Origin of the sequence: Ancylobacter sp. SL191 (assembly GCF_026625645.1) — a bacterium.
In the GTDB taxonomy this organism is placed as follows: Bacteria; Pseudomonadota; Alphaproteobacteria; order Rhizobiales; family Xanthobacteraceae; genus Ancylobacter.
The window spans coordinates 4,133,375-4,157,521 of record NZ_CP113056.1 but is presented as its reverse complement, the minus strand read 5'-3'; the positions used below and the strand labels follow the sequence as shown (position 1 = coordinate 4,157,521).

Annotated in this window: 23 protein-coding genes; 9 read left to right on the top strand and 14 right to left on the bottom strand. The window is 68.8% G+C overall.

All coding sequences use genetic code 11. The annotated features are described in order from the left end of the window. Positions 1–22: 22 nt before the first annotated feature. Positions 23–643 carry a TIGR00730 family Rossman fold protein gene (locus OU996_RS19005; protein ID WP_267583150.1) on the bottom strand — a complete coding sequence of 207 codons (621 nt, stop codon included), beginning with the start codon at positions 641–643 and terminating at the stop codon, positions 23–25. Positions 644–783: 140 nt separating this feature from the next. On the opposite strand from OU996_RS19005, the gene OU996_RS19000 reads away from it, so the two are divergent. From OU996_RS19000 to OU996_RS18985, 4 genes are all read left to right on the top strand, one after another. Continuing rightward, the gene (locus OU996_RS19000; RefSeq protein WP_267583149.1) at positions 784–1,149 is read left to right on the top strand and encodes an ArsR/SmtB family transcription factor; all 366 of its coding nucleotides are present in this window, start codon (positions 784–786) and stop codon (positions 1,147–1,149) included. Between the two features lie 140 nt (positions 1,150–1,289). Next, on the top strand, positions 1,290–3,263 hold the full coding sequence (locus tag OU996_RS18995) for an ABCB family ABC transporter ATP-binding protein/permease (protein ID WP_267583148.1): 1,974 nt from the start codon (positions 1,290–1,292) through the stop codon (positions 3,261–3,263). 265 nt (positions 3,264–3,528) lie between these two features. Next, on the top strand, positions 3,529–4,227 hold the full coding sequence (locus tag OU996_RS18990; RefSeq protein ID WP_267583147.1) for a phosphatidylserine decarboxylase: 699 nt from the start codon (positions 3,529–3,531) through the stop codon (positions 4,225–4,227). Between the two features lie 37 nt (positions 4,228–4,264). Beyond that, positions 4,265–5,143, top strand: a complete 879-nt coding sequence (locus OU996_RS18985) for a CDP-alcohol phosphatidyltransferase family protein (RefSeq protein ID WP_267583146.1) — start codon at positions 4,265–4,267, stop codon at positions 5,141–5,143. Positions 5,144–5,239: 96 nt separating this feature from the next. Here the strand turns inward: OU996_RS18985 and OU996_RS18980 are convergent, their stop codons facing one another. Both OU996_RS18980 and OU996_RS18975 read right to left on the bottom strand, forming a co-directional pair. Next, positions 5,240–5,479, bottom strand: coding sequence for a transferase (locus OU996_RS18980; protein ID WP_267583145.1), 240 nt, complete (start codon positions 5,477–5,479; stop codon positions 5,240–5,242). A 343-nt stretch (positions 5,480–5,822) separates the two neighbouring features. Continuing rightward, positions 5,823–6,407: a protease inhibitor Inh/omp19 family protein gene (locus OU996_RS18975; protein ID WP_267583144.1), complete on the bottom strand. Its 585-nt coding sequence runs from the start codon at positions 6,405–6,407 to the stop codon at positions 5,823–5,825. Positions 6,408–6,729: 322 nt separating this feature from the next. Between OU996_RS18975 and OU996_RS18970 the strand changes: the two genes are divergently transcribed. Continuing rightward, on the top strand, positions 6,730–7,500 hold the full coding sequence (locus OU996_RS18970; protein ID WP_267583143.1) for an SDR family NAD(P)-dependent oxidoreductase: 771 nt from the start codon (positions 6,730–6,732) through the stop codon (positions 7,498–7,500). 2 nt (positions 7,501–7,502) lie between these two features. Here the strand turns inward: OU996_RS18970 and chrA are convergent, their stop codons facing one another. Then, positions 7,503–8,720: a chromate efflux transporter gene (gene chrA, locus OU996_RS18965; protein WP_267583142.1), complete on the bottom strand. Its 1,218-nt coding sequence runs from the start codon at positions 8,718–8,720 to the stop codon at positions 7,503–7,505. A 70-nt stretch (positions 8,721–8,790) separates the two neighbouring features. After that, entirely contained in the window at positions 8,791–9,690 is a 900-nt protein-coding gene (locus OU996_RS18960) for a LysR substrate-binding domain-containing protein (RefSeq protein ID WP_267583141.1), read from the bottom strand. Between the two features lie 234 nt (positions 9,691–9,924). Between OU996_RS18960 and OU996_RS18955 the strand changes: the two genes are divergently transcribed. Then, entirely contained in the window at positions 9,925–10,950 is a 1,026-nt protein-coding gene (locus tag OU996_RS18955) for a DMT family transporter (RefSeq protein WP_267583140.1), read from the top strand. Positions 10,951–11,034: 84 nt separating this feature from the next. After that, on the top strand, positions 11,035–11,376 hold the full coding sequence (locus OU996_RS18950) for a rhodanese-like domain-containing protein (RefSeq protein WP_267583139.1): 342 nt from the start codon (positions 11,035–11,037) through the stop codon (positions 11,374–11,376). 254 nt (positions 11,377–11,630) lie between these two features. On the opposite strand, the gene OU996_RS18945 is transcribed toward OU996_RS18950, so the two are convergent. After that, positions 11,631–13,010 carry a transaminase gene (locus OU996_RS18945; protein ID WP_267583138.1) on the bottom strand — a complete coding sequence of 460 codons (1,380 nt, stop codon included), beginning with the start codon at positions 13,008–13,010 and terminating at the stop codon, positions 11,631–11,633. Between the two features lie 83 nt (positions 13,011–13,093). Further along, positions 13,094–14,473: an aspartate aminotransferase family protein gene (locus tag OU996_RS18940; protein WP_267583137.1), complete on the bottom strand. Its 1,380-nt coding sequence runs from the start codon at positions 14,471–14,473 to the stop codon at positions 13,094–13,096. Positions 14,474–14,638: 165 nt separating this feature from the next. Here OU996_RS18940 and OU996_RS18935 point away from each other — a divergent pair, with 165 nt between their 5' ends. Together OU996_RS18935 and OU996_RS18930 are read left to right on the top strand one after the other, a co-directional pair. Further along, positions 14,639–16,042 carry a glutamine synthetase family protein gene (locus OU996_RS18935; protein WP_267583136.1) on the top strand — a complete coding sequence of 468 codons (1,404 nt, stop codon included), beginning with the start codon at positions 14,639–14,641 and terminating at the stop codon, positions 16,040–16,042. 140 nt (positions 16,043–16,182) lie between these two features. Continuing rightward, positions 16,183–17,292, top strand: coding sequence for a polyamine ABC transporter substrate-binding protein (locus OU996_RS18930; RefSeq protein WP_267583135.1), 1,110 nt, complete (start codon positions 16,183–16,185; stop codon positions 17,290–17,292). 535 nt (positions 17,293–17,827) lie between these two features. Here OU996_RS18930 and OU996_RS18925 read toward each other — a convergent pair. From OU996_RS18925 to OU996_RS18895, 7 genes are all read right to left on the bottom strand, one after another. Continuing rightward, the gene (locus tag OU996_RS18925; protein ID WP_267583134.1) at positions 17,828–18,745 is read right to left on the bottom strand and encodes a lipid A biosynthesis lauroyl acyltransferase; all 918 of its coding nucleotides are present in this window, start codon (positions 18,743–18,745) and stop codon (positions 17,828–17,830) included. 25 nt (positions 18,746–18,770) lie between these two features. Beyond that, positions 18,771–19,793, bottom strand: a complete 1,023-nt coding sequence (locus OU996_RS18920) for a zinc-binding dehydrogenase (RefSeq protein ID WP_267583133.1) — start codon at positions 19,791–19,793, stop codon at positions 18,771–18,773. Between the two features lie 105 nt (positions 19,794–19,898). Continuing rightward, positions 19,899–20,651 (bottom strand): SDR family NAD(P)-dependent oxidoreductase, encoded by a 753-nt coding sequence (locus tag OU996_RS18915; RefSeq protein WP_267583132.1) that lies wholly within the window; start codon positions 20,649–20,651, stop codon positions 19,899–19,901. A 144-nt stretch (positions 20,652–20,795) separates the two neighbouring features. Beyond that, positions 20,796–22,076 carry a beta-ketoacyl-ACP synthase gene (locus OU996_RS18910; protein ID WP_267583131.1) on the bottom strand — a complete coding sequence of 427 codons (1,281 nt, stop codon included), beginning with the start codon at positions 22,074–22,076 and terminating at the stop codon, positions 20,796–20,798. A 39-nt stretch (positions 22,077–22,115) separates the two neighbouring features. Beyond that, positions 22,116–23,300, bottom strand: coding sequence for a beta-ketoacyl-ACP synthase (locus OU996_RS18905; protein ID WP_267583130.1), 1,185 nt, complete (start codon positions 23,298–23,300; stop codon positions 22,116–22,118). Beyond that, positions 23,293–23,805 (bottom strand): 3-hydroxyacyl-ACP dehydratase FabZ family protein, encoded by a 513-nt coding sequence (locus OU996_RS18900; RefSeq protein ID WP_267583129.1) that lies wholly within the window; start codon positions 23,803–23,805, stop codon positions 23,293–23,295. The genes OU996_RS18905 and OU996_RS18900 overlap by 8 nt, the downstream gene beginning before the upstream one ends. A gap of 34 nt (positions 23,806–23,839) precedes the next feature. Then, positions 23,840–24,121 carry an acyl carrier protein gene (locus OU996_RS18895; RefSeq protein ID WP_163074070.1) on the bottom strand — a complete coding sequence of 94 codons (282 nt, stop codon included), beginning with the start codon at positions 24,119–24,121 and terminating at the stop codon, positions 23,840–23,842. Positions 24,122–24,147 lie beyond the last annotated feature (26 nt).

Genomic DNA, 24,147 nt, shown 5'->3' with positions numbered 1-24,147 from the left:
CCCCACGCGCCGGCCGTACCCCTCACATGCGGCCGAGCACGCGCTCCTCAGTCGCCCCGTGCAGCTCGCCCTCGGGCACGCCGGCGACGGCCGTGGTGAGCTTGATGAGGGCGGCGCGCACGCTGTGGGCGACTTCCAGCGTCACCGGGCGCGACACATTGACGAAGCCGGTGGACTGCATGTGGTCGAACAGCGCCAGCAGCGGATCCCAGAAACCGGCAATGTTGAGCACCATGACCGGCTTGCGGTGGCGGTTGAGCTGCACCCAGGTGAGCTGCTCGACCAGCTCCTCCAGCGTGCCGATGCCGCCGGGCAGGGCGATGAAGGCATCCGCCCGCTCGAACATCAGGCGCTTGCGCTCATGCATGTCCTGCGTGACGATCAGCTCGTGGGCGTGCTCGAAGGCCTGCTCATTGCCGATCAGGAAATCCGGGATGATGCCGGTGACCTTGCCGCCGGCTTCCGCGCAGGCGCGCGCGGTGGCGCCCATCAGCCCCACGCCGCCGCCGCCATAGATGAGACGGATATCGGCCTCGGCCAGCGCCCGGCCGAGCTCGATCGCCCCGTCGAGATAGACCGGATCAGCCCCGGTGGCCGCTCCACAATAGACGCATACGCTCTTGATCTTTGTCATGGATACCATGGTGCACTGCGATAATGAGTCCGGCAAGGTGCCGCTCCTTCAGATGACACCGCCCGCCGCCGGGCGCAAATGCGGCACGGTGGTGCTGCGTTCCCTCGTGTCAGCGTCACCTTGTCTTCATCGTCCATCGACGATAAACGATGGCGATGAGCGATGATGCCGCTTCCAACCTGGATGATGAGCTGCTGGCCTTGCGCCTGCGTGCCCTCGCGCATCCGGCGCGGCTGGCGATATTGCGGGCCCTGGCGGAGGTAGAGCGCTGCCAGTGCGGGCATATCGTGCGCGGGCTGACGCTGGCGCAGTCCACCGTCTCGCAGCATCTCAAGGTGCTGAAGGAGGCGGGGCTCATTACCGGCACCATTGAGGGGCCGCGCTCCTGCTATTGCATCGACCGGGAGGCCGTCGCCAGTCTGGCGCGGGAGATCGGCCCGCTGCTCGCGACGCTGGCGGGGGAGGGTGCCTGCGCCCGCCGCAGCCCTGATGCGCGGGAGCACGCTCTGGTCTGAGACGCGTTCCCGCCTATCTCGACGCCTGATACGCGACCTATGACGCGGGCCTGATGGGACACCATCCCGCTTGCGCCGAACCGAAGGCCGGCCGAGCGCACCGCGCGCCGGGCCCGCGCCGGAACTGAACGGAAAGCCTGATGTCCGCACCCCAAGGTGTGCCCGCACCTGACGCCCTGTCCCCCCAAGCCGCATCGGCGACACCGGGTAAAGCCAGCGAGATCAACCCGCGCGGCAGCCTTCTGGTCGCGCTCAGGGGGCTCGGCCCCTATCTGTGGCCGGCCGACCGGGCGGATCTGCGCGCGCGCGTGGTCTGGGGCCTGCTGCTGCTGGTGCTGGCGAAGATCGCCACCATGTCCACGCCCTTCATCTTCAAATGGGCGACCGACGCGGTGGCGGAGGGCGAGGGCGCCCGCATCACCAGCGATGCGGTGAGCTACCTCATCGCCGCGCCGGTGATGCTGACGCTGGCCTATGGCTTCTCGCGCATCGTCATGGCGGGCCTCACCCAGTGGCGCGACGGGCTGTTCGCCAAGGTGGCGATCCATGCGGTGCGGCGCCTCGCGCTGAAAACCTTCGAGCACATGCACGCGCTGTCGCTGCGCTTCCATCTGGAGCGCAAGACTGGCGGGCTGACGCGGGTGCTGGAGCGCTCGCGCGAGGGCATCGAGACCATCGTGCGGATGCTGGTGCTGCATCTCGCGCCGACGATTCTCGAATTCGCCATGGTGATCGGCGTGCTGCTCTGGCAGTTCGACTGGCGCTACGCGCTCGCCAGCGTGGCGATGATCGGTGCCTACACCCTCTTCACCTTCATCATGACCGAGTACCGCATGGGTATCCGCGCGGCGATGAACGAGAGCGACACCGACGCCAATTCCAAGGCGGTGGACAGCCTGCTGAACTACGAGACGGTGAAGTATTTCGGCGCGGAGACGTGGGAAGCGCAGCGCTATGACCGCTCCATGGCCCGCTATGAGCGCGCCACCGTCCATACCCACACCTCGCTCGCCTGGCTGAATGCCGGGCAGGCGACCATTTTTACGCTCGGCCTCACCGCGGTGATGGCGCTGTGCGTGTTCGACATCCGCGCCGGGCGGCAGTCGGTCGGCTCCTTCGTCATGGTCAACGCCATGATGATCCAGCTCTACCAGCCGCTGAACTTCCTCGGCATGATCTACCGCGAGATCAAGCAGTCGCTGATCGACATCGAGGCGATGTTCACCATCCTCGCCCGCCCCCCGGAGATCCGTGACACGCCGGGCGCGCCCGCGCTGGCGCTCAATGGCGGCACGGTGCGCTTCGAGGATGTGCGCTTCTCCTACGATCCCGACCGCGAAATCCTCAAGGGCGTGTCCTTCGAGGTGTCGGCCGGGCGCACCGTGGCGATCGTCGGCCCCTCGGGCGCGGGCAAGTCGACCATCTCGCGGCTGCTCTACCGCTTCTATGACATCAATGACGGGCGCATCACCATTGACGGGCAGGACATCCGCCGGGTGAACCAGCAGAGCCTGCGCGCCGCCATCGGCATGGTTCCGCAGGACACGGTGCTGTTCAACGACACGCTGGCCTACAACATCCGCTATGGCCGCGCCGGCGCCAGCGACGCGGAGGTGGCGCGCGCCGCCGAACTCGCGCAGATCGACGGTTTCGTGCGCCGCACCCCCAAGGGCTACGCCACCGAAGTCGGCGAGCGCGGGCTAAAGCTCTCGGGCGGCGAGAAGCAGCGCGTGGCGATTGCCCGCACCATCCTGAAGAACCCGCCCATCCTCATCCTCGACGAGGCGACCTCGGCGCTGGACAGCCACACCGAGCGCGAGATCCAGGACGCGCTGGAAGGCGTCTCGCGCGGGCGCACCACGCTGGTCATCGCCCACCGGCTCTCCACCGTGGTCGGCGCCGACGAGATCATCGTGCTCGAGCATGGCCGCATCGCCGAGCGCGGCACCCATGCCGAACTGATGGACAAGGGCGGCCTCTACCACTCCATGTGGGAGCGCCAGCGCGAGGCCGAGCGCGCCCGCGAGACGCTGAAGGCCGCCGGCGAGGTGGACGAGGTGGTGCCGGACGCGCCCGCGCCCGCCCGCCCGGCGCCGAGCCCGGCCGCCGCGTGAGCGGTTGGCGCCGGCGCGGCCCGGCCGGGTGACGCAGCGGCGCCGCGGCGTCGCGCGGTGACGGTGGAACCCGAACCGCCTCACGCCGCTTCCATTTGACGTACCGCCCGGCTGGCCCTACCTCTCCGGGGCCGCTGCCGGAGCGGCCGTAAGAGAAGGTCCGGTGAACTCCTTCACCGGACCTTCTCTTACGGTTTGTTACAACGCATTTTCTTCACGCGAACCGGAAACCACTTCGCTCGAAAATGCTCTAGGAAAGCGGTTCATGACCATCATCGACTCGATCCGCAGCGGTCTCGCCCCGATCCACCGGGAAGGCTACCCCTTCATCCTCATCGGCGCGGCGGCCTCCGCCCTGCTGCTGTGGCTGGTGCCGCCGCTCGGCTGGATCTGTGTGCTGATCACCGCGTGGATCTGCTACTTCTTCCGCGATCCCGAGCGCGTCACGCCGGTGCGCGAGGGGCTGGTGGTCTCCCCCGCCGATGGGCGCGTCTGCCTCGTCGGCCCCGCCGTGCCGCCGGCCGAGCTTGGCCTTGGCGAATTGCCGCTGCCGCGCGTGTGCATCTTCATGAATGTGTTCGACGTGCATGTGAACCGCGCCCCGCTGGCCGGTCGCATCACCCGCATCGCCTATCGGCCGGGCAAGTTCCTCAATGCCGAGCTGGACAAGGCGAGCGACGACAATGAGCGCAGCGGCATGGTGCTGGAGACCACGCTCGGCGCCGTCGGCGTCGTTCAGATCGCCGGCCTGATCGCCCGCCGCATCGTCAGCTTCGTGCGCGAGGGCGAGAGCCTGGCGCCCGGCGAGCGCTTCGGCCTCATCCGCTTCGGCTCGCGCGTCGACGTCTACCTGCCGGTGGGCACCCGCATCCTCGTCGCCGAAGGCCAGCGCGCGCTGGCCGGCGAGACGGTGCTGGCCGATGCCCATGCCAGCGGTCCCGAAACCACCTACCGCGTCGACTGACCGTTCACCCCGCCCGCCGCTGCCCGCGAGGATCGCCATGTCGGATCTCTTTCCGCCCTTCGAGCCGGAGGCGCCCGAGCCGCCGCGCCGCCGTTTCCAGGCCATTCCGCTGCGGCTGCTGGTGCCGAATGTGGTGACGCTGCTGGCGCTCTGCGCCGGCCTCACCGGCATCCGCATGGCGTTCGAGGGGCGCATGGAGCTGGCGCTCGGCGCCATCGTCATCGCCGCCGTGCTCGACGCCATGGATGGCCGCCTCGCGCGCATGCTGCACGGCACCTCGCGCTTCGGCGCGGAGCTGGACAGCCTGTCGGACTTCCTGTGCTTCGGCGTGGCACCGGCGCTCATCATCTATATGTGGGGGCTGGATGTTCTCGGCTCGCTGGGCTGGATCGCCTCGCTGGCCTTCGCCATCTGCGCCGGGCTGCGCCTCGCGCGCTTCAACGTGATGCTGGAAGACCCGAACAAGCCGCCCTTCGCCGCGGATTATTTCACTGGCATTCCCGCACCCGCCGGCGCGCTCATCATGCTGCTGCCGATCTATCTGGAGATGATCGGCCTGCCGCGTCTCGTGGTGACGCCCGCCGTGGCGGCGCTGTTCACCCTCGGCATCGGTCTGCTGATGGTGTCCAAGCTGCCGGCCTTCTCCGGCAAGCGGCTGGGCGCGCGCATTCCGCGCGACAAGGTGATGCCGCTGTTCATCGCCGTGGTGCTGTCGGTGGCGGTGCTGGTCACCTGGCCCTGGGCGACGCTCTCGGTGGTGTGCCTCGCCTATCTCGCGGCGCTGCCCTTCTCCGCCATGCGCTATGCCCGCCAGATGCGGGCCTATGAGGCGCGCCTCGCCAGTGGCGCCCGGCCCGAGGAGCCGCATGGCGTGGAGGTGCCGGACGAGCACCGCCCGCCCGCGCACCTCAACTGAGCCGCCTTCACGGGTCAGCCCAAAAAGAAGCCGCCCGACGGCAAGGAGCCGGGGCGGCACTGGGCAGGAAACGTCGGAAACCGCGAGGGGCCCGCGTCAGCGGGCGCGGCGGGCCATTACTTCGACGCGGGCGGTGAGCGGCGCGCCCGGAAACGCCTGACGCAGCAGGCGCAGCGCCTCGGAATCGGTGGCCGGGCAGGCGAGATCGAGATGCTGCGACATGAGCTGGGTGATGCTGGCCGGGTCGCGGCGCGGGAAGCCGGTCCGCGCCGGCTCGGCGTCGCGTGCGATGAGTGAAGAAACCGCTGGTGTCATGGCCTTGGTCGCCTGCAGCATCACAATCCCCTCTTCTCAACCGAGCGAATCAATCAGCTTTCCTGATGACCACAATGACCCGGCGCCACGGTTAACGCACCAATTATCTCGCAGTTCCCGATAACGTGACGATGACTGTGACCAAGATCTCACAGTCTCACATCGTCGCCATCCGCGAGACTACGCAAGTGGTGGGGGGATTAGTTCAGATTTGCCGTCACTTTTTCCACGCGCACGACACATATCGCGGCGGTGCGCGCGTTTTTTCACCGCGCTGCACAATAAAAACGCGCCATCACGCTGGGGAAGGGCGGCGCAATGACCGGAGCAATCCAGTCATTGGAATGATTGTAAAATTGAAATATTAGCCGCGCGTCAGCGTGATGTGCGTGCCGTCGGCGGTGGTGGTGCCGTCGAACAGGCCATTGCCCATCGGCTTCAGCCGCGCCGTCACCTTGCCGAGGTGGTTCTGCAGCACGATGTCGTCGCCCCACACATCCCACGCCTTGGTCATGAAGATGTCGTTGGGGCAATCCACGTCGGCATTGGCGGCAAAGCCGGTCATGCCGCGATCGGTGGAGAGCGTGACCTTGCAGCTCTTCTGCCCGTTGTCCCAGCCGAATTTCCACGCGCCGGCGAGCTGCGTGCGGGCGGCGCCGGGTTCGGCATAGGCGACGCCGCCCGGCGCGGTGGCCTGGGGCGGGGAGAGGGCGACCGGGGTTTCCGGCGCGCGCGGCGTCACCGCAGCGGCGGCGGTGGCGGCGCCCGCGCCATAGGTGGTGGGCGCGGGGGGCGGCACGGCGGAGCTCTCGATCGACCCGGTGGGCGCCGGGGTGATCTGGCTGGGCTCGACCGCGGCCTGCTGGCCACCGAATCCGTCAAGCGTCGTGCTGCAGCCTCCGAGAAGGAGGGCGGCGACGGTGACGGCCAGGGTGGTCTTGACGCTCATCAGGCTAACTCCTCGCCCGCCGCATCGCGGGGGCGATCTTGCATCTCTCGGGGCACGCGGGACGGTCGAGTCTTTGTTTCGCGGAGGATCGTGGCGTGACCGTGACCCTGCGGCGGCAAGCATCGCCCTTGCTGCTTATGCTCAACCACGGGTTAACGACGGCTTGACTGTCGGTCACCTGTCGCCGCGCGATGGTCGCGTGAGGGACTTTGGCGCGCGAGACATTCGTGTGATGGACGCGCACGCGCCGACGCGATATGTGCGACGCAGCATTCCCCGCACCCGTTTCCGCCCGCCGCTTCACGCCCGAGAGGTCGCCGCCATGTATCAGATGCTGGATCCCGCCACGCTGACGGTTCTCATCACCGGAGCCACCTCCGGCATCGGCGCGGCGACCGCGCGGCGCTTCGTGCTGGCGGGCGCCAAGGTCATCGGCACCGGCCGCCGCGCCGACCGGCTGATCGCGCTGCGCGACGAGCTCGGCCCGCATTTCCACCCGCTGGAGGTCGATGTGCGCGACAACGCCGCGCTGACCGAGGCGCTCACCGGCCTGCCGGAGAGCTTTCGCACGGTCAATGTCGTCTTCGCCAATGCCGGCCTCGCCCTCGGCCTCGAACCCGCCCAGGCCGCCAGCCTGAAGGATTGGGAGGACATGGTCGATACCAACATCAAGGGCCTGCTCTACACGGTGCGCGCGACGCTGCCGGCCATGGTCGAGCGCAAGGAGGGCCATGTGGTGTTCACCGGCTCCATCGCCGGCGACTACCCCTATGCGGGCGGCAATGCCTATGGCGGCACCAAGGCCTTCGTGAAGCAGTTCGCGCTGAACCTGATGGCGGATCTGGCCGGCACGCAGGTGCGCGTCACCAATATCGAGCCGGGCATGGTCGAGACCGAGTTCTCGCTGGTGCGCTTCCATGGCGACGCGCAGAAATCCGAGGGCGTCTATGCCGGCACGCAGTCGCTGACCTCGGAAGACATCGCCGAGCAGGTGTTCTTCTGCTGCACCCTGCCGCGCCATGTGGTGGTGAACAGCCTTCAGGTTTTTCCGACCTGCCAGGCCTTCGCCGGCTTCAAGGTTGTTCGGGACTGACCTCACAGCAGCAGGGCGCCGGCTAGCGCGGCGCCCGCCACCACGGCCCAGGCCGGCACCTTCCACAGTGCCAGCGCGAGATAGGCCAGCAGCGCCAGCGCGACCGCGCGTGGCGAGGTGAGGCTTGACGAAACCACCGGATCCCAGAAGGCGGCACCGAGCAGGCCGACGACGGCGGCATTGATGCCGGCGACCGCGTTGCGCACCCGCCGCTGCGCCGCCAGTGCGGTCCAGAAGCGCAGCGCGCCATAGACCAGCAGAGCCGAGGGCAGGAAGGCGCCGATCAGCGCGATGAGCCCGCCGGTAAGACCGTTGGGCGCGCTGGGCATGATCGCCCCGACATAGGCGGCGAAGGAGAAGAGCGGGCCGGGCATCGCCTGCACCGCGCCATAGCCGGCGAGGAATGCCTCGCGCGTCACTCCGCCGGGATGCACCACCTCCGCCTCGATCAGCGGCAGCACCACATGACCGCCGCCGAACACCAGCGAGCCCGCGCGGTAGAAGGTATCGAACAGCGCGAGGCCGGGATGTGTGGCCGCCAGCAGCGGCAGCGCGACCAGCAGCCCGGCGAAGGTGAGGAGCGCGGCGATGGAGGCCGTGCGCCCCGGCAGATGCCGGCCGGGCGCCGGCACATGGGTCGGCTCGACGGAGAGCAGGGCGAGCCCGATCAGCCCGCCGGCGAGGATGACGCCGACCTGCCCCAATGCGCCGGGCAGCAGGGTCGCGGCGGCGGCCGCCAGCAAGGCGAGGGTGCGGCGTTCGCGGTCCGGGCAGAGATTGCGCGCCATGCCGAGCACGGCGTCCGCCACGATGGCGGCGGCGGCGACCTTGAGACCGGCCAGCCAGCCCCCGCCGATCCCCGCCTTGTCGGCGGCGACGAAGCCATAGGCGAAGCCGAGCATCAGCAGGGCGGAGGGCAGGGTGAAGGCGACCCAGGCCGCCGCCATGCCGGCGAGCCCGGCCCGCATCAGCCCGATGGCCATGCCGACCTGGCTGGAGGCCGGGCCGGGCAGGAACTGGCAGAGCGCGACGAGATTGGCGTAGGCGGGTTCGCTCAGCCAGCCGCGCCTGGCGACCAGTTCCTCGCGGAAGAAGCCGAGATGCGCCACCGGCCCGCCAAAGGAGGTGAGGCCGAGCTTGAGGAAGGCGCCGAACACCTCGCCGGGGCTACCGGTGCTTTCGGCGGTGTCGGTGGTGCGCTCGCGGGTCGTGTCGCTCATCCATCTGCGTTAGCGCGAGAGGGCGCGCATTGCATGTGAATTTGCGATGACGGAGAGGGCGACGACGGCCTCAGGCCGCCGCCACGCTGCCGGGGGCCAGCGCGCTCGGCATCACTGCGCTGGGCATCGCCATCGCCGTGCGCAGCGTGTCCGCGAGGCGCCGGGCGGCCGGCGAGGCGGCGGGGGCGAGGAACAGGCCGATCTCCATGTCCGGCAGCGGCGGCAGGCCGTCGGCGGCGCCGAGGCGGCGCCATTCCGGCGGTGCGGCGCATTCGGGCAGGGCGGTGATGCACAGCCCGGTCTCCACCGCCGAATGCACGCCGCCCTGCGAGGAGGAGGTGCAGGCCACCCGCCAGTTCAGCCCGGCCTTGTCGAGCGCGGCGGCGATGTGCGGGCGCACGCGGCAGCCGGTGGGAAACAGCGCCAGCGGCAGCGGGTCGTTGCGCTCGGGCCGGTGGCCGCGCGCGGCGAGCCAGAGCAGCTTTTCCTTCTTGAGCAGTTCGCCGGTCGGGCGGGTAAGGTCGCGCGTCAGCAGCGCCACGTCGATCTGCCCGCGATCGACCTCCGGCTCCAGATTCTTGGAGAGATCGCAGCGAATGGAGATTTCCACGCGCGGATAGGCGGCGGCGAAGCGGGCGATGGTCGGGGTGAAATAGGCGTCGACATAATCGTCGGGCATGCCGATGCGCACGCTGCCCTCGGGCGTGCCGCCCTTGAGATCGGCCAGTGCCTCGCTCTCGAAGGCGAGCAGGCGTCGCGCATGCGCCACCAGCCGCTCGCCGGTCTCGGTCAGCGAGATGCCGCGCCGGGAACGCTCCAGCAGCCGCACGCCGAGATTTTCCTCGAGCTGGGCAATGCGCGCCGACACCGCCGATTGGGTGCGTCCCACCCGCTCGGCTGCGGCGGTGAAGCCGCCCGTATCGACGATGGCGATCAGCATTCCCAGCGATTCGGTATCGAGATGGCGCATCGGCGTCCTCCTGCGCGTCCTCCCGAACGCATGGGTCACAGGGCAAGGCGGCGTCGGCCGCCGCGCTGACGACTTATATCACCATCATGAATGTATCGACAAAATAAATTCGCTTTGGCGATGCCAGTTCGCGGTGTATCCAAATGTCATCGGCGCTTTCCCCGTGCGGGACGCCGCGCGCGGCCGATGGGACCGCACCGTCCACTCCCTGCATGTCCTGTGTCGAGCCCGGCAATGTCTCCGCCTCCCGCCGCCCTTGCCCCGGCCGCCGCCGAGGGCGCCATCCTGCTCTCCCCCGCCTCGACGGCCGACCTGCATGAGGCGGCGCTGCGCCGACAGGCGTTCTTCGCCGTGGTGCTGGCGGCCATCTGCATCGGCTTCTCCGCCATCTTCGTGCGCCTCGCCGATGTCGGCCCGGCGGCGGTCGGCTTCTGGCGGCTGGTCTTTGCGCTCGGCCCGACCATCATCTGGGCGGTGGCCGAGCAGCGGGCGCTGGAGCGCCGCGCCCCGCGCGCGCCGGGAGCCCGCCGCGTGCTGTTCACCCGCCGGCAGCTGTTCATTTCCATGATGGCCGGGCTGTTCTTCGGCGCCGACCTTGTCGCCTTCCATCTCGGCCTTGCCCACACCACCACCGCCAATGCGCTGCTGATCGCCAATCTGGCGGTGGTCATCGTGATGGTGATCGGCTGGCTGGCGCTGGGCGAGCGGCCTTCGCGCGGCCTTCTGCTGGCGCTGGTGCTGTCGCTGGGCGGCACGGTGCTCATCATCTCGCGCAGCGCCGCCGCCGTGCCGGGCGATGGCGTCAGCGTCTATGGCGACGTGCTCTGCATGGCTGCCGCCGCCTGCTATGCCGGCTACATGCTGATGACCCGCCTCGTGCGCCGCAGCGGCCAGAGCCATGGCCCGGCGCTTGGCGGCGGCATGGTCTCGCTGATCGCCGCCATTACCGCCGCCATCTTCTGCCTCGTCTGGGCCGTCGCGGCGGGCGAGACGCTGGTGCCTTCCAGCCTTCAGGGCCTGCTCGCCGTGGTCGGGCTCGGCCTCGTCGCCCATGCGACTGGGCAGGGGCTCACCACCTTCGCGCTCGGGCGGCTTCAGGCCGGGCTGATCTCGGTGGTGCTGCTGCTGCAGATCGTCGTCGGCACCAGCATGGCCGCCCTGCTGTTCGGCGAGATCCCCTCGCTCATGGTCGCCATTGGCGGCGCCATGGTGGTGGCCGGCATCGTCGTCGCCCGGCCGGGCAAGCCGCAGCCGCGCTGAGCCCGGCTGACGGGGACTCGCGGGGGGCACTTGCGGCGCCCGCGCCGCGGGTCTACCTCCTCGGTAACAGCGAGGAGCCTGACAATGCAGCAGCCCAATCCCTTCGGTGGCGTGATCGAGAACCTGTCGGTGGACGAGGTGAAGGCCGGGCTTGAGGCCGGCACGATCCTGCTGGTGGATGTCCGCGAGCCGAACGAACTCGCCGCCGAGCGCATTCCCGGCGCGGTCGATTTCCCGCTCTCCACCTTCGATGCCGCCGCGCTGCCCGATCCGGCGGGCAAGACGCTGGTGTTCTCCTGCCGCTCCGGCCAGCGCTCCCAGCGCGCCGCCGCCGCCGCGCAGGCCGCCGGCGCCGACCTCTACCGCCACATGGCCGGCGGTATCCTCGCCTGGAAGGAAGCGGGCTTTCCGACCGAGCAGGGCTGAGGGGGACGCACGCCTGATGCGCGATTAGGACGCTGCGCTGAGTCTCTCCTGGATCCCGGATCGGCGCGGCGCTGTGCGCCGCTTGTCCGGGAAACGCAGCTGTTGGCGTGGTTCGTTCCGAATAACGTGTCCCGGCCCAGCGGAGGCGCAGCCGGAGCGCCGAGCCGGGATCCAGCGCAAAATGCCGCCGCAGGCGTCTTCCTCGGCTTTCCCCGGCGCAGCCGGGCCTCGAAGGATGCTCGTGGGCGAAGGGCTCACCCCACCAGTCGGCGCACCACATCCGCCGTGGCGGCGACGAGGCGGTCGACCTGATCCTGCTGCGTCGCCGGCGAGCACAGCATCATGTCGTGGAACGGCGAGATCAGCACGCCGCGAACCAGAAGTGCGAGGTGGATGGTGGCTTCCAGATCCGCGTAATGCGCCGCATGGGCCTCGCCGCCATTGCTGAGCGGGCGCGGGGCGCGCACGACTTCCACGCGGGCGCCGCAACGGGCGACATGCCAGGGCAGCCGCGCTTGCGCGAGCACCTCGGCAAGGCCGGCCTCCAGCCGGTCGGCCAGCCGGTTCATATGCGCATAGGCCGCATCGGTCGCGACATGTTCCAGCGTCGCGCGCAGGGCGGCGAGCTGGAGCGCGGTGCCCGATAAGGTCGTGCCCATTCCTGAACGCCCGTCCGGCTGGCTGGCGCGGGCGCGGGTGAGGCGCTCGGCGACGTCCGCGCTCATGCCCCAGACCGAGGTCGGCACGCCACCGGCAATCGCCTTGCCGACGACGAACAGGTCGGGCTCCAGCCCGAATTTGCGGGTGTAGCCGCCCGGCCCGCTGGAGAGTGTGTGCGTCTCGTCGATCAGCAGCAGCGTGCCGGTGCGGCGGGTGATGTCGCGCAGCGCGTCGTGGAAGCCGGTCTGCGGCAGCACCATCGCGCAATTGGTCAGCACCGGCTCGGTGATGACGCAGGCGACCGAGCGATCGGCCAGCGCCTCTTCCAGCGCGGCGATGTCGTTGAACGGGATGACGCGGGTGAGTGCCGTCAGGTCGCGCGGCTCGCCCAGCAGGCCCTGCGCGTTGCGCGCGCGGCCATCCGGGCCGAGCTCGACGAAGGTCTCGTCCACGGCGCCGTGATAGGCGCCGTCGAACACCAGGATACGCGGGCGCCCGGTGGCGGCGCGGGCGGCGCGCAGCGCGAAGCGGTTGGCGTCCGTCGCGGTGGTGGCGATCTGCCAGTAGGGCAGGCCGAAGCGGGCGGCGAGCAGGTCGCCGACAATGGCCGCGTCCGGGCTCGGCAGCATGGTGGCGAGGCCGGCCCGCGCCTGCCGCGTCAGCGCCTCGGCCACCGGCGCGGGGCCATGGCCGAACAGCGAGGCGGTGTCGCCGAGACAGAAATCGTCATAACCATTGCCGTCGACATCGGTGAGGCGGGCGCCGGACGCCTGCGCCACCACCAGCGGCACCGGGGTGGACCAGTCCACCATCCAGTGCATCGGCACGCCCTGATAGAGATGCGCGGCGGCGCCGGCGGCGGCGCGGGTCTTCGGCCGCGTGCCGAGATAGAGCGCCTCGGCCTCCGCGCGCAGCGCCGCGGTGCGGGCCGGGCTGACGCCGGAGCCTTCGCCGACGGGGGTGACGAGGTTCATCGCGCTTTCCCTATGGTCAGTGACCGGCGGCATTGAAGCACGTTTCGCGCGCCCGTGCCGCCGGCGACGGTCTCAGCCCGCCCTCAGTGAACCCAGCCCCAGCGCTTCAGCTCGGCATGGGCCTCGTCCAGCGTCTTGCGCACGCGCACGATCAGCTCGTCGATCTCGTCATGCGAGATGGTGAGCGGCGGGGCGATGATGAGGCGGTCGCGCACCGCGCGCATGACGAGGTTGTTCTTGAAGGAGAAGTCGCGCGCCAGCGTGCCGGCCTTGCCGACATCGGGGAACTTGGTGCGACCGATCTTGTCCGGCGTCAGCTCCAGCGCGGCGAGCAGGCCGAGGGTCGGCGCCTCGCCGACCAGCGGGTGCTCGGCGAGCTTGGACCACTGCGCCTTCAGATATGGCCCGACATCGGTGGCGACGCGGCCGATCAGGTTCTCCCGCTCCATGATGGCGAGATTGGCGAGCGCGGCGGCGCAGGCGGCCGGGTGGCCGGAATAGGTGTAGCCATGGTTGAAGTCGCCGCCTTCCAGCAGCACCTCGACCACGCGATCGGCCACCATCACCCCGCCCAGCGGCATGTAGCCGGAGGTGATGCCCTTCGCCATGACGAGGATGTCCGGCTCGGTGTGGAAGGTTTCGCAGCCGAACCAGCTGCCGGTCCGGCCGAAGCCGCAGATCACCTCGTCGGAGACGAACAGGATGTCGCGCTCGCGGCAGATGCGGGCGACTTCCGGCCAATAGGTCGCGGGCGGGATGATGACGCCACCGGCGCCCTGTACCGGTTCGGCGATGAAGGCGGCGATGCGGTCCTCGCCCAGCGCGTCGATGGTGGCTTCCAGCGCGCGGGCGGTGCGCAGGCCGAACTCGTCCGGCGTCTCGCCCTGGCGCGCCTCGCCCCAGAAATAGGGCTGGGCGATGTGGACGATGTCGGGAATGATCGCGCTCTGGCCGTGCATCGGCGACATGCCGCCGAGGCTGCCGGCGGCGACGGTGGAGCCGTGATAGGCGTTGTGCCGGGAGATGATGACCTTCTTCTCCGGCTTGCCCTTGATCTGGAAATAGCGGCGGACAAGCTTGATGACGGTGTCATTCGACTCCGAGCCCGAGCCGGTGAAGAAGACGCGGTTGAACTGCTTCGGCGTCAGCTCGGCGAGCTTGGCGGCCAGCTCGATGGCCGGGCGGTGCGTCGTCTTGAAGAAGGTGTTGTAATAGGGCAGCTCCGCCATCTGCTTGGCGACAGCATCGACGATCTCCTGCCGGCCATAGCCGACATTGACGCACCAGAGGCCCGACATGCCGTCGAGGATGCGGTTGCCGTCCGAGTCGGTCAGCCACACGCCCTCGGCCTTGAGGATGACGCGCGAGCCTTCCTCGTTCAGCGATTTGGTATCGCTGAACGGATGGAGGTGATGGGCGGCGTCGAGCGCACGCAGTTCGGCGGTGGAAGTGGGAAGCGGCATGGCGCACCTGCTCATCATGAAGTCGCGGTGACAATGTGATCACATTTCGCGTGCGTCAAGCCGTCCGGCATGGCAAAAGGGCGTGTCTCACGCTGCGGGGGCGGCGCTTGACCACCACCGCGTCGGCGTGAGCACAATCGACTGACGCATTCTGCCAGGTGGATCATGCCATTGCCCGAAGCTGCGGACCTTGCCGCGGCGCCGTCTTCCTCCCGTCCTGCCGATGAGTTCGGCGCCTATGTCGCCGAACATGGCACCCCCGACATTGTCGAGGTGCTGCTGCCCGACACCCATGGCGTGCTGCGCGGCAAATGGATTCCAGGCACGGCGGGCGGGAAGATCTGGGGTGAGGGTGTGGCGATCCCGCTCTCCATCTTCGGGTTGGACATCTGGGGCCGCGAGGTCGAGGAAACTGGCATCCACATCGAGACCGGCGATCGCGACGGCATTTGCCGCCCGGTGGCGGGCACGCTGAAGCCGGTGCCGTGGTCGCCGCGCCCGGCGGCGCAGGTGCTGATCTCGATGAACGAGCCGGACGGACGCGGCGGCGAGCGGCCATGGGATCTCGATCCGCGCCACAAGCTCGCCGCGCAGGTGGCGCGCCTCGCCGCGCGCGGGCTTCATCCCTGCGTCGCCTTCGAGCTGGAATTCTACCTGCTCAAGCCCGCCCCCGGCCCCGGCGGCGTGCCCGAGCCGGTGTTCCCCGCCTCGACCAGCGGTCCGGCGCGGCAGAACATGTATTCCATGTCCGACCTCGACGCCTATGCCGGGCTGCTGCACGAAATCCGCGAGGCGGCGCGCATCCAGGGCCTGCCGGCCGACACGGTGATTTCCGAGGCCGCTCCCGGCCAGTATGAGGTGAACCTCTATCACCGCACCGACGCCATGGCGGCGGCCGACGATGCGATCCTGCTGCGCCGGCTGATCGACGGCGTCGCCCGCAAGCACGGGCTGCGCGCGAGCTTCATGCCCAAGCCCTTCCTCGACTTCGCCGGCTCGGGCATGCATGTGCATGTGAGCCTTGCCGACCGCACCGGCGCCAATGCCTTCGGCCAGGGCGAGGCGGGCGAGACGCTGCTGCGCAACGCGGCCGCCGGCATGCTCGCCACAATGGCGGATACCTGCGTCTTCTACGTGCCGAGCTATAACGGCTTCCGCCGCCTCGTGCCCGGCAGCTACGCGCCGACCAGCGTGTCGTGGGGCTTCGACAACCGCGCGGTGGCCGTGCGCGTGCCCAATGGCGGGCCGAAGGCGCGCCGGCTGGAGCACCGCATCGCCGGCGCCGATGCTCACCCCCATCTCGTCCTTGCCGGCATCCTCGCGGGAATGCTTGAGGGCATCGAGAAGGGCCTTGAGCCGCCGGCGCCGCTGACCGGCAACGCCTATGAGCAGGAAGCCCCGCTCCTGAGCTACGATATGGGCGAGGCGGTCAGGCGCTTCGCGGGCTCGGAATTCGTCGGCCGGGCCTTCGGCGCCCAGTACCAGCGGGTGTTCGCCATCATGAAGGAGACGGAACTGCTCGCCTTCGAGCGGCGGATCAATCTTCTGGAATACGAGACCTATTTGTGAGCGCCACCGGCTTGTGACCAACTATTGGGCATGGGCCGGGGAGTTTCACTTGAGCGGGGATCGGCGAGGCACTAGCCTTGCCGCCCGGAGCCTTAAACGGTCCATTCGGCTGATCACTTTACTTGCCCAAGGAGAAACGGATGTCTCGCCTCCTTTCGACACTCGCGGCCGGTCTTCTGGCGGCGCTGGCGGTCGCGCCCGCGTCGGCTCAGGAGAAGGTCGTGAACGTCTACAACTGGTCCGACTATATCGACGAGTCGGTGCTGGAGGAGTTCACCAAGGAAACCGGAATCAAGGTCCGGTACGACGTCTTCGACTCCAACGAGGTGCTTGAGACCAAGCTGCTCGGCGGCAAGACCGGCTATGACGTGGTGGTGCCGACCGGCTCCTTCCTGCAGCGCCAGATCCAGGCCGGCGTGTTCATGAAGCTGGACAAGTCCAAGCTGCCGAACCTGCAGTACCAGTGGCCGGTCATCTCCGAGCGCCTCGCCGTCTATGATCCCGGCAATGACTACGCCGTGAACTATATGTGGGGCACCACCGGCATCGGCCTCAACGTCGACAAGGTGAAGCAGCGCCTCGGCGACACCCCGCTCAACAGCTGGGACATCGTGTTCAAGCCGGAACTGCTGGGCAAGCTGAAGGATTGCGGTGTCTACATGCTGGACGGCCCGGAGGAGATCATTCCCACCGCGCTGCGCTATCTCGGCAAGGATCCGAACTCCAAGGATCCCGCCGACATCGAGGCCGCCGGCAAGCTGCTGGCGCCGATCCGCAAATTCGTGAAGAAGTTCGATTCTTCGGGCTATATCAACGCGCTGGCGGGCGGCGACATCTGCCTCGCGGTCGGCTGGTCGGGCGACGTGTTCCAGGCCAAGGCCCGCGCCGAGGAAGCTGCCGAGAAGACCGGCAAGCCGCCGATCAACATCGAGTACATCATCCCCAAGGAAGGGGCGCTGATGTGGTTCGACAACTTCGCCATCCCGAAGGATGCCGCCCACCCCGAAGAGGCGCTGGCCTTCATCAACTACATGATGAAGCCCGAGGTCGCCGCGAAGAACTCCAACTTCATCTCCTATGCCTCGGGCAATGAGGGGGCGCAGAAGTTCATCGACAAGGCGATCCTCGACAACCCGGCGATCTACCCGGACAAGGAGACGCTGGCCAACCTCTTCACCGTCACCACCTACCCGCAGAAGGTCCAGCGCGTCGTCACCAAGACGTGGACCGATTTCAAGCGCGGCAAGTGAGCTGAGCCGACGGCCGGGCCGCCCCCGTGGCGGCTTGGCACAGCAGCGGCCGATGAGACAAGACGGGCGTCCGGGAAACCGGGCGCCCGTTTTCTTTTGGGGGGCTCGGGGAGCAGGGGCGGCGCGAGGTGACTGCGGCGCGAGGTCCGTGTCCCGGACGCCTGAAGCGTCAGTGGAAGGCGCGCAGGGATCCGGCGGATGACTCGTCGGCCGTGTCTTTTTGACGGGGAGGGAGATAGAGCCGCCTTCGGCGGAGTCCTGCGCTGGACCCCGGATCGGCGCCGCGCCGTGCGCGGCTTGTCCGGGGAACGGGGATGGTGCGGCGCTTGCCGGCTCGTCATGGCCCAAGGCGGCACGTGCCGAACCGTCATGGCCGGGCTTGGCCCGGCCATCCATGACTTCTGTCGGTGGGGCGAGGGAAAGTCGTGGATCCCCGGGTCAAGCCCGGGGATGACGGGGTGTGTGCGGGGAGCGCATCGCGTCGTGCGGGGTCGTGCGAAGGCGCGCGGGGGCCTGAGGGCGCCGCCGTCCCCCGTCAGATCCGCCAGCGGCGGTAGAACCAGGTCCACTGCTCGGGATGCTCGCGGACCCAGCCTTCGACGACCGAGGTGATCATCTGCATCGAGCCGTCCACGTCGATCTTGCCCTTGGCGTCGCGCGGCAGGTCGAGGGCGGGGGTACACTGGATGCGGAAGCGCCCTTCCGGTAGGCGGATGACGCGCACGCCGTGAACCGGGCATTCATAGAGCCGGGCGAGGCGGGCGATGGTGGGGTTGGTGGTGCAGGGCCGGCCGAAGAACTGCACGATCGGCCCGCCCTTGCGCGCCTGATCGACGAGGATGCCGAGATGCTTGCCCTGATCGAGCACCGCGGCGAGCTCGAACACCGCGACATGCGAGGCGGCGACGAGGTTGCCCATCACCTGGCTGCGGGCGCCGAACAGCAGGTCGGCGAAGAAGGTGTTGTCCGGCGCGCGGAACAGCACGGCGCTGTCCAGCCCCTGCGCGGCGGCGGCGATGGCCGGCAGTTCCCAGTTCGCCAGATGCGCGGTGAACACCAGCGCCGGCTTGCCGTCGATGCGCATGGCGACGAAGTTGGAGACGCCGGTGGTCTCGATCCGGCTCTTGGCCGGCTCCCACATATTGTACTGCCAGATGCGGTCGAGATGAACGAACTCGCCGGCCATGCGGCCGAGATTGTCCCACATGCCCCGCGCGATTTCCCGGCGCTCGGCCTCGGTCTTCTCGGGGTAGGCGAGGGCGAGGTTCTTCAGCGCCGCCTTGTGGATCGGCGTGAAGGGCCCGATGGCGCGGGCCCAGAAGCTGCCGACCCAGGCGGAGAATTGCGGATTCTGCATCCGCAACAGGCGCGTCAGCGTCCATACACCGGCCGAGAGGAAGCCATCGCGCAGGCGAAGGCTCCACGGCTTGCGCGGCGGGGTGTCGGTGCTCATCGGCGGGGAAGGCGCCCGTTTGCCATCAGAAGGTGATGACCACCTTGCCGAAGACCCGGCGGGTTTCCAGCCGCTCCAGCCCGGCGCCGAACTGCTCCAGCGGGTACTGCGAATCGATGACCGGCAGCACGCCGCGCTCCATCCGCTTCAGACCGTCGGCAATGGCGCGGATCGGCGCGCCGAAGGAGCCGATGATGCGGTACTGGCGCTGGAAGAGCTGCATCAGGTTCATGTTCACCGAGACGCCCGAGGTCGAGCCGCAGGTGACGAGGCGCGCGCCCGGCCGCATGGAGAGCAGCGAGCCGTTCCAGGTCTCGGCGCCGACATGCTCGAAGACGACGTCCACGCCCTTCTTCTTGGTGATCTTGCGGACTTCGTGCTCGAAGCGCTCGGTCTTGTAGTTGATGACGTGGTCGGCGCCGAGCGCCACCGCCTTGGAGCACTTCTCGTCATCGCCCGCCGTGGTGATGACGGTGCAGCCGATTTCCTTGGCCATGCGGATCGCCACCGTGCCGATGCCGGAGCCGGCGGCGTGCACCAGCACGGTCTCGCCGGGTTCGAGCCTGGCATTGTCGAACAGCATGTGCTCGACGGTGGAGAAGGTGACGGGCGCGGTCGCCGCGTCGACCCAGGAGATGCCGTCCGGGATCGGCACGCAGAGCCGGTCCTTGATGTTCAGCGTGTCGCGGGCGAAGCCGTCGACATGGAAGCCCATGACGCCGGCGACTTCCTCGCAGAGATTGTCGCGGCCCGCCTTGCACATGCGGCACTGGCCGCAGGTGAGGGCGCCGTACATGGCGACCTTCGAGCCCTTCTTGAAGCGGGTCACGCCCTCGCCGGTTTCGACGACTTCGCCCACCGCCTCGGCGCCGACGACCAGCGGCATCTTGCGCTTGGCGAAGGCCATGCCGCGCCAGCCCCAGACGTCGATATGGTTCAGCGCCAGCGCCTTGACGGCGACCTGAACCTCGCCCGGCGCCGGAGCGTCCGGCTCCGGCAGGTCGACGAGCTTGAGTTCACGGTCGGAAACCAGTTGCAGCGCGCGCATGAAACACTCCGAGGCAGCGCCGGCGGCTCACATCGGCCCTGCTGGCCGGAAAAGCCAGAGGTGCCGCGCGGGCCGCCCGCGGAAAGACGAGGCTGGATAACGAAATCAGCGCTGGATGGCTAGTGCGGCGGTGAGGCCGCCATCCACCGGGAGGGTCGCGCCGGTCACATAGGCGGCACCGGGTGAGAGCAGGAAGCCGACCACGGCCCCCACATCTCCGGGCGCCGCGAAGCGCCCGGCCGGAATCTGCTTCTCGACATTGGCGCGGTAGGCAGCGTAGGGCGCCAGCATCGCCGTGTCGACGAAGCCGGGGGCGACGACGTTCACGGTGACGCCGCGCCGCGCCGTCTCGATGGCCAGCGTGCGGCAATAGCCGGCGAGCGCGGCCTTGGAGCCGGCATAGATGGCGTTGCCGGCATTGGCGACATCCGCCGCGATCGAGCCGATGGCGACAATGCGCCCGGCGCGGGCGCGGGTCATCGGCCGGATGAGCGCGCCGGCGATGCGCACGAAGGACCAGTAATTGACCTGCATGAGCTGCTCGGCCTTCGCCTGGTCGACCATCGCCGCCAGCGTGTCGTAGCTCATGCCGGCATTATGGACGAAGCCGAAATAGGCCGGCTCCTCCGCCACCTGCGCGGCGAAGGCCTCGACCGCGTCCTTGTCGGCGAGGTCGAGCGCGCGCACCTCGAGCGAGGCGTCCGGCTTCTCGGCCTTGATATCGGCGATCAGCGCCTCGGCTTCCGCCGCGGCGGTGCGGACGGTGAAGACGACGTGAAAGCCGGCGAGCGCCGCGGCGCGCACGATGGCCGCGCCGACGCCGCGCCCGCCGCCGGTGACGAGAACACGCTGGGTCATGCTGGGTGCCTGTCGTCTGCTCTCCCCCATGGGAGAGGCCGGCCCGTCGGGCCGGGTGAGGGTGGAAGCCAAAGCCGGTGTCGCCGGCGCCGTCCCCTCCCGCGTCGCCTCTTCAGCGCGCGGTCGGCGACGCCGGCGCGTGGATCACGCCGGCGAGCCCTTCATGATCAGGCAGACATTCTGCCCGCCGAAACCGAAGGAGTTCGACATGATGCGGTTCACCTGCGCATCGCGCGCGACATTCGGCACCACGTCGAGCGGAATGGCCGGGTCCGGCAGCTCGTAATTGATGGTCGGCGGGATGCGGCCGTTCTGGATGGTGAGCAGCGAGATCACCGCCTCGATGGCGCCGGCGGCGGTCAGGGTGTGGCCGATCATCGACTTGTTGGACGACAGCGGAATGCTCGCCAGCCGCTCGCCGAACACGGCGGTCATGCCGGTGAACTCCATGCGGTCGTTCTCGGGCGTGGAGGTGCCATGGGCGTTGATGTAGTCGATCTCTTCCGGGGCGACGCCCGCGTCGGCCAGCGCGTTGCGCATGCAGCCGATGACCGGCTTGGCGTCCGGCGAGGAGCGGGTGCGGTGGAAGCTGTCGGCCATCTCGCCGACGCCCTCGATCACGCCGAGGATCTTGGCCCCGCGCGCGACCGCGCTTTCCATGCTCTCCATCACCAGGGCGCCCGCGCCCTCGGCGATGATGAAGCCGTCGCGGTTCTTGGCGAAGGGGCGGGAGGCGGCTTCCGGCACCTCGTTATTGGTCGACAGGGCGGAGAGCAGCGAGAAGCGGATCAGCGCCTCGGCGGTCACCGAGCCGTCGGTGGCGATGGACAGCGCCGCGTCGCAGTCGCCACGGCGGATCGCCTCGACCGCGAGCTGGATCGAGGTGTTGCCGGAGGCGCAGGCGGTGGACAGCGAGATCGGCTGGCCGCGCGTGCCGAAACGGTCCGCGAGGTGATCGGCGATCGAGCCATAGAGGAAGCGCTCATGCCAGGCGTCGTGGCCATTGGCCTCGGCGGCGCGCAGCAGGTCGTCATAGGAGATCGGCCCGTTGGCGGCGGCTTCCTGCGCGAGGATGCGGCGCTGCGGCCATTCCAGCTCGATCGGCGGCACGGCGCAGAACAGCGGGCCGGGGAAGTCGCCCTTCGAGCCGATCCCCGATTCGCTGATCGCTTCTTCCGCCGCGAGCTGGGCCAGCTCCTCGGAGAGGTCCGGCGCGGTGCGCCCGCTCTCGGGGAGGTAATCGACCGTGCCGGCGATGGTGGTTCTCAGCGCATCAAGCGGGAAGCGGGTGATGCGATGAATGCCGGACTTGCCGGCCGTGAGCTTCGCCCAGTTGTCCGTCTTGCCCTGACCGAGCGACGTGACCAGGCCCATGCCGGTAACGACGACGATCGGCCGGCCGGCCTTGTCGGTATAGGACGCCATATTCTGCTCCTGCGAAGCCTCAGCTTCCGCAAACGGGAATCAGTCGACGCGCTCCACGAGCGCCACGCCTTCCCCACGCCAATGCCCCACTGCGGTAACGATGGCACGGGAGAGCGGTCCATCGAAAGGCTTTTCAAGCGTTTCGCCGGGCAGCGGGGCGAAGAGCTGCCCTTCCGAAACCGCAAGGCTCGCCAGGGCGAGCGCGACCGGCATCTGTGCTTCCAGCCCGTGGCCGACGCGGTCGGTCACCGAGCGCACCGGCAGGCCGCTGCGGGCGAGGACGGCCACTTCGGCGCGGGTCGGCTCCGGCGCGCCGGAGGCGGCGGAGAGGATCGCGGTGCCGGTGGCATCCGGGCCCTTGGCAGCGGTGACGAGCTGTTCAAGTACCGCCTCGACGGCCGCGGGATCGTTGCGGCGCGCGCGCTCGGACCAGACGCCGGAGAGCTTGGCGATCGGCTTGGCCCCGCGCGCCGTGGCGTGCTCGGGCGATTCCAGCACCAGGAAGGCACCGGCCGAGCCGGTCGGCACGCCCTTGGGATCGGCCAGCACCGGCGCCCAGGGGGCGTGCATGGCGAGGCGCTTCAGGGCGAAGAGCAGCAGCATGTCGCGCCGCTCGGCATTATAGGCGCCGCCCACCAGCGCGATCTCGCTCGTGCCGGCGGCAATGCGCGACCAACCGATGCGCACCGCGTCGGTGCCCGAGCTTTCCTCGCCCATGAAGGTGCGCGAGGAGCCGGTGACGCCGTGGACGATGGAGATGTTGCCGGCCAGCAGATTGGAGAGCTGGGCGAGGAACAGGGTCGGGCGCAGGTTCGACTGAAGCTGTTCGTTCAGGAACACGTCCGGCTTGGGCTGCTTCTCGATGTCGGTGAGGATGGCGCCGTCGACCGACTGGTCGCGCTCGCCGCCGCCCGCCGCCACCACCATGTCGGTGGTGGAGAGAATGTCCTTGTTGCCGGCGATGCCGGCGGAAGCGAGGGCGAGACCGGCCGCATAGGTGCCGATGCGCTGCCACGGCTCCATCTGGCGCTGGTCGCCGCGCTTGGGGATCTGCTTGTCGAAGTCGATCTTCGCCAGCGGATGCACGACGTAGGGCAGGAAGGTGCCCTCGTCGGTAACGGGCTTCGGCGTGGCCGACAGGGCCTGCCAGTGCGCTTCCAGCCCTTCACCCAGCGACGAGACGAGCCCGATGCCGGTGATCCAGACGTCACGACGATTAGACATGCGAGAGAGTTCCTGAGCACGCCGCGGCAGCGCCGGCGGCGGCCGGCGGCTCCATCGGCATGCCGATGCGCTCGGCTGTAGTAAGAAGGTAACCGCGCAGCTCCGGAGCCGGGAACGGCATGGTCTTCAGCGTAATGTCGGCGTTGCAGACGAGCTTGCCCTCGACGCGACCCTCGGCCTTGAGGCGGGCGAAGCCGGAGCCGTCATGCTCCATGCGCGCGTCCACCTCGATGACCTGGCCGGGCGTGACGAAGGTCCGCAGCTTGCCCTTGTCGACGGAGGCGAGGAACGCCATGCGGTCGTAATTGTGCAGGCGTAGCAGCAGCATGCCGCAGCTCTGCGCCATGATCTCGAACAGCAGGACACCCGGCAGAAGCGGGTGACCGGGGAAGTGCCCCTCGAAGATCGGGCTTTCATCCGGCACGATATTCGCCGTCTTCAGGGTGCGGGCCTCGAGGTCGAGGTTCAGCACCTTGTCGATCATCTGAAAATATTCGAGCCGCATTACACCGTCCTGCCCCTACGTCGCGATGCCGCCATCAGGCGGTCTTGGCGGCGATCAGTTCGTCGATGCGCGCGCACAGGTTCTTGAGCACGAAATACTGCTCGGTCGTCGCCTTGCCTTCGTTGACTTCCTGCGTCCAGCTCTCGAGCGGGAGCTTGATGCCGAACGCCTTGTCGATGGCGAAGGCGATGTCGAGGAAGTCCAGGCTGTCGATGCCGAGATCGTCGATGGCGTGGCTCTCCGGCGTGATGTTCTCGCGCGGGATGTCGCACGTCTCGGCGATGATGTTGGCGACGGTCTCGAACGTGGTCGACATGGAAAGCCTCTGGTCTCGGCGGCCGC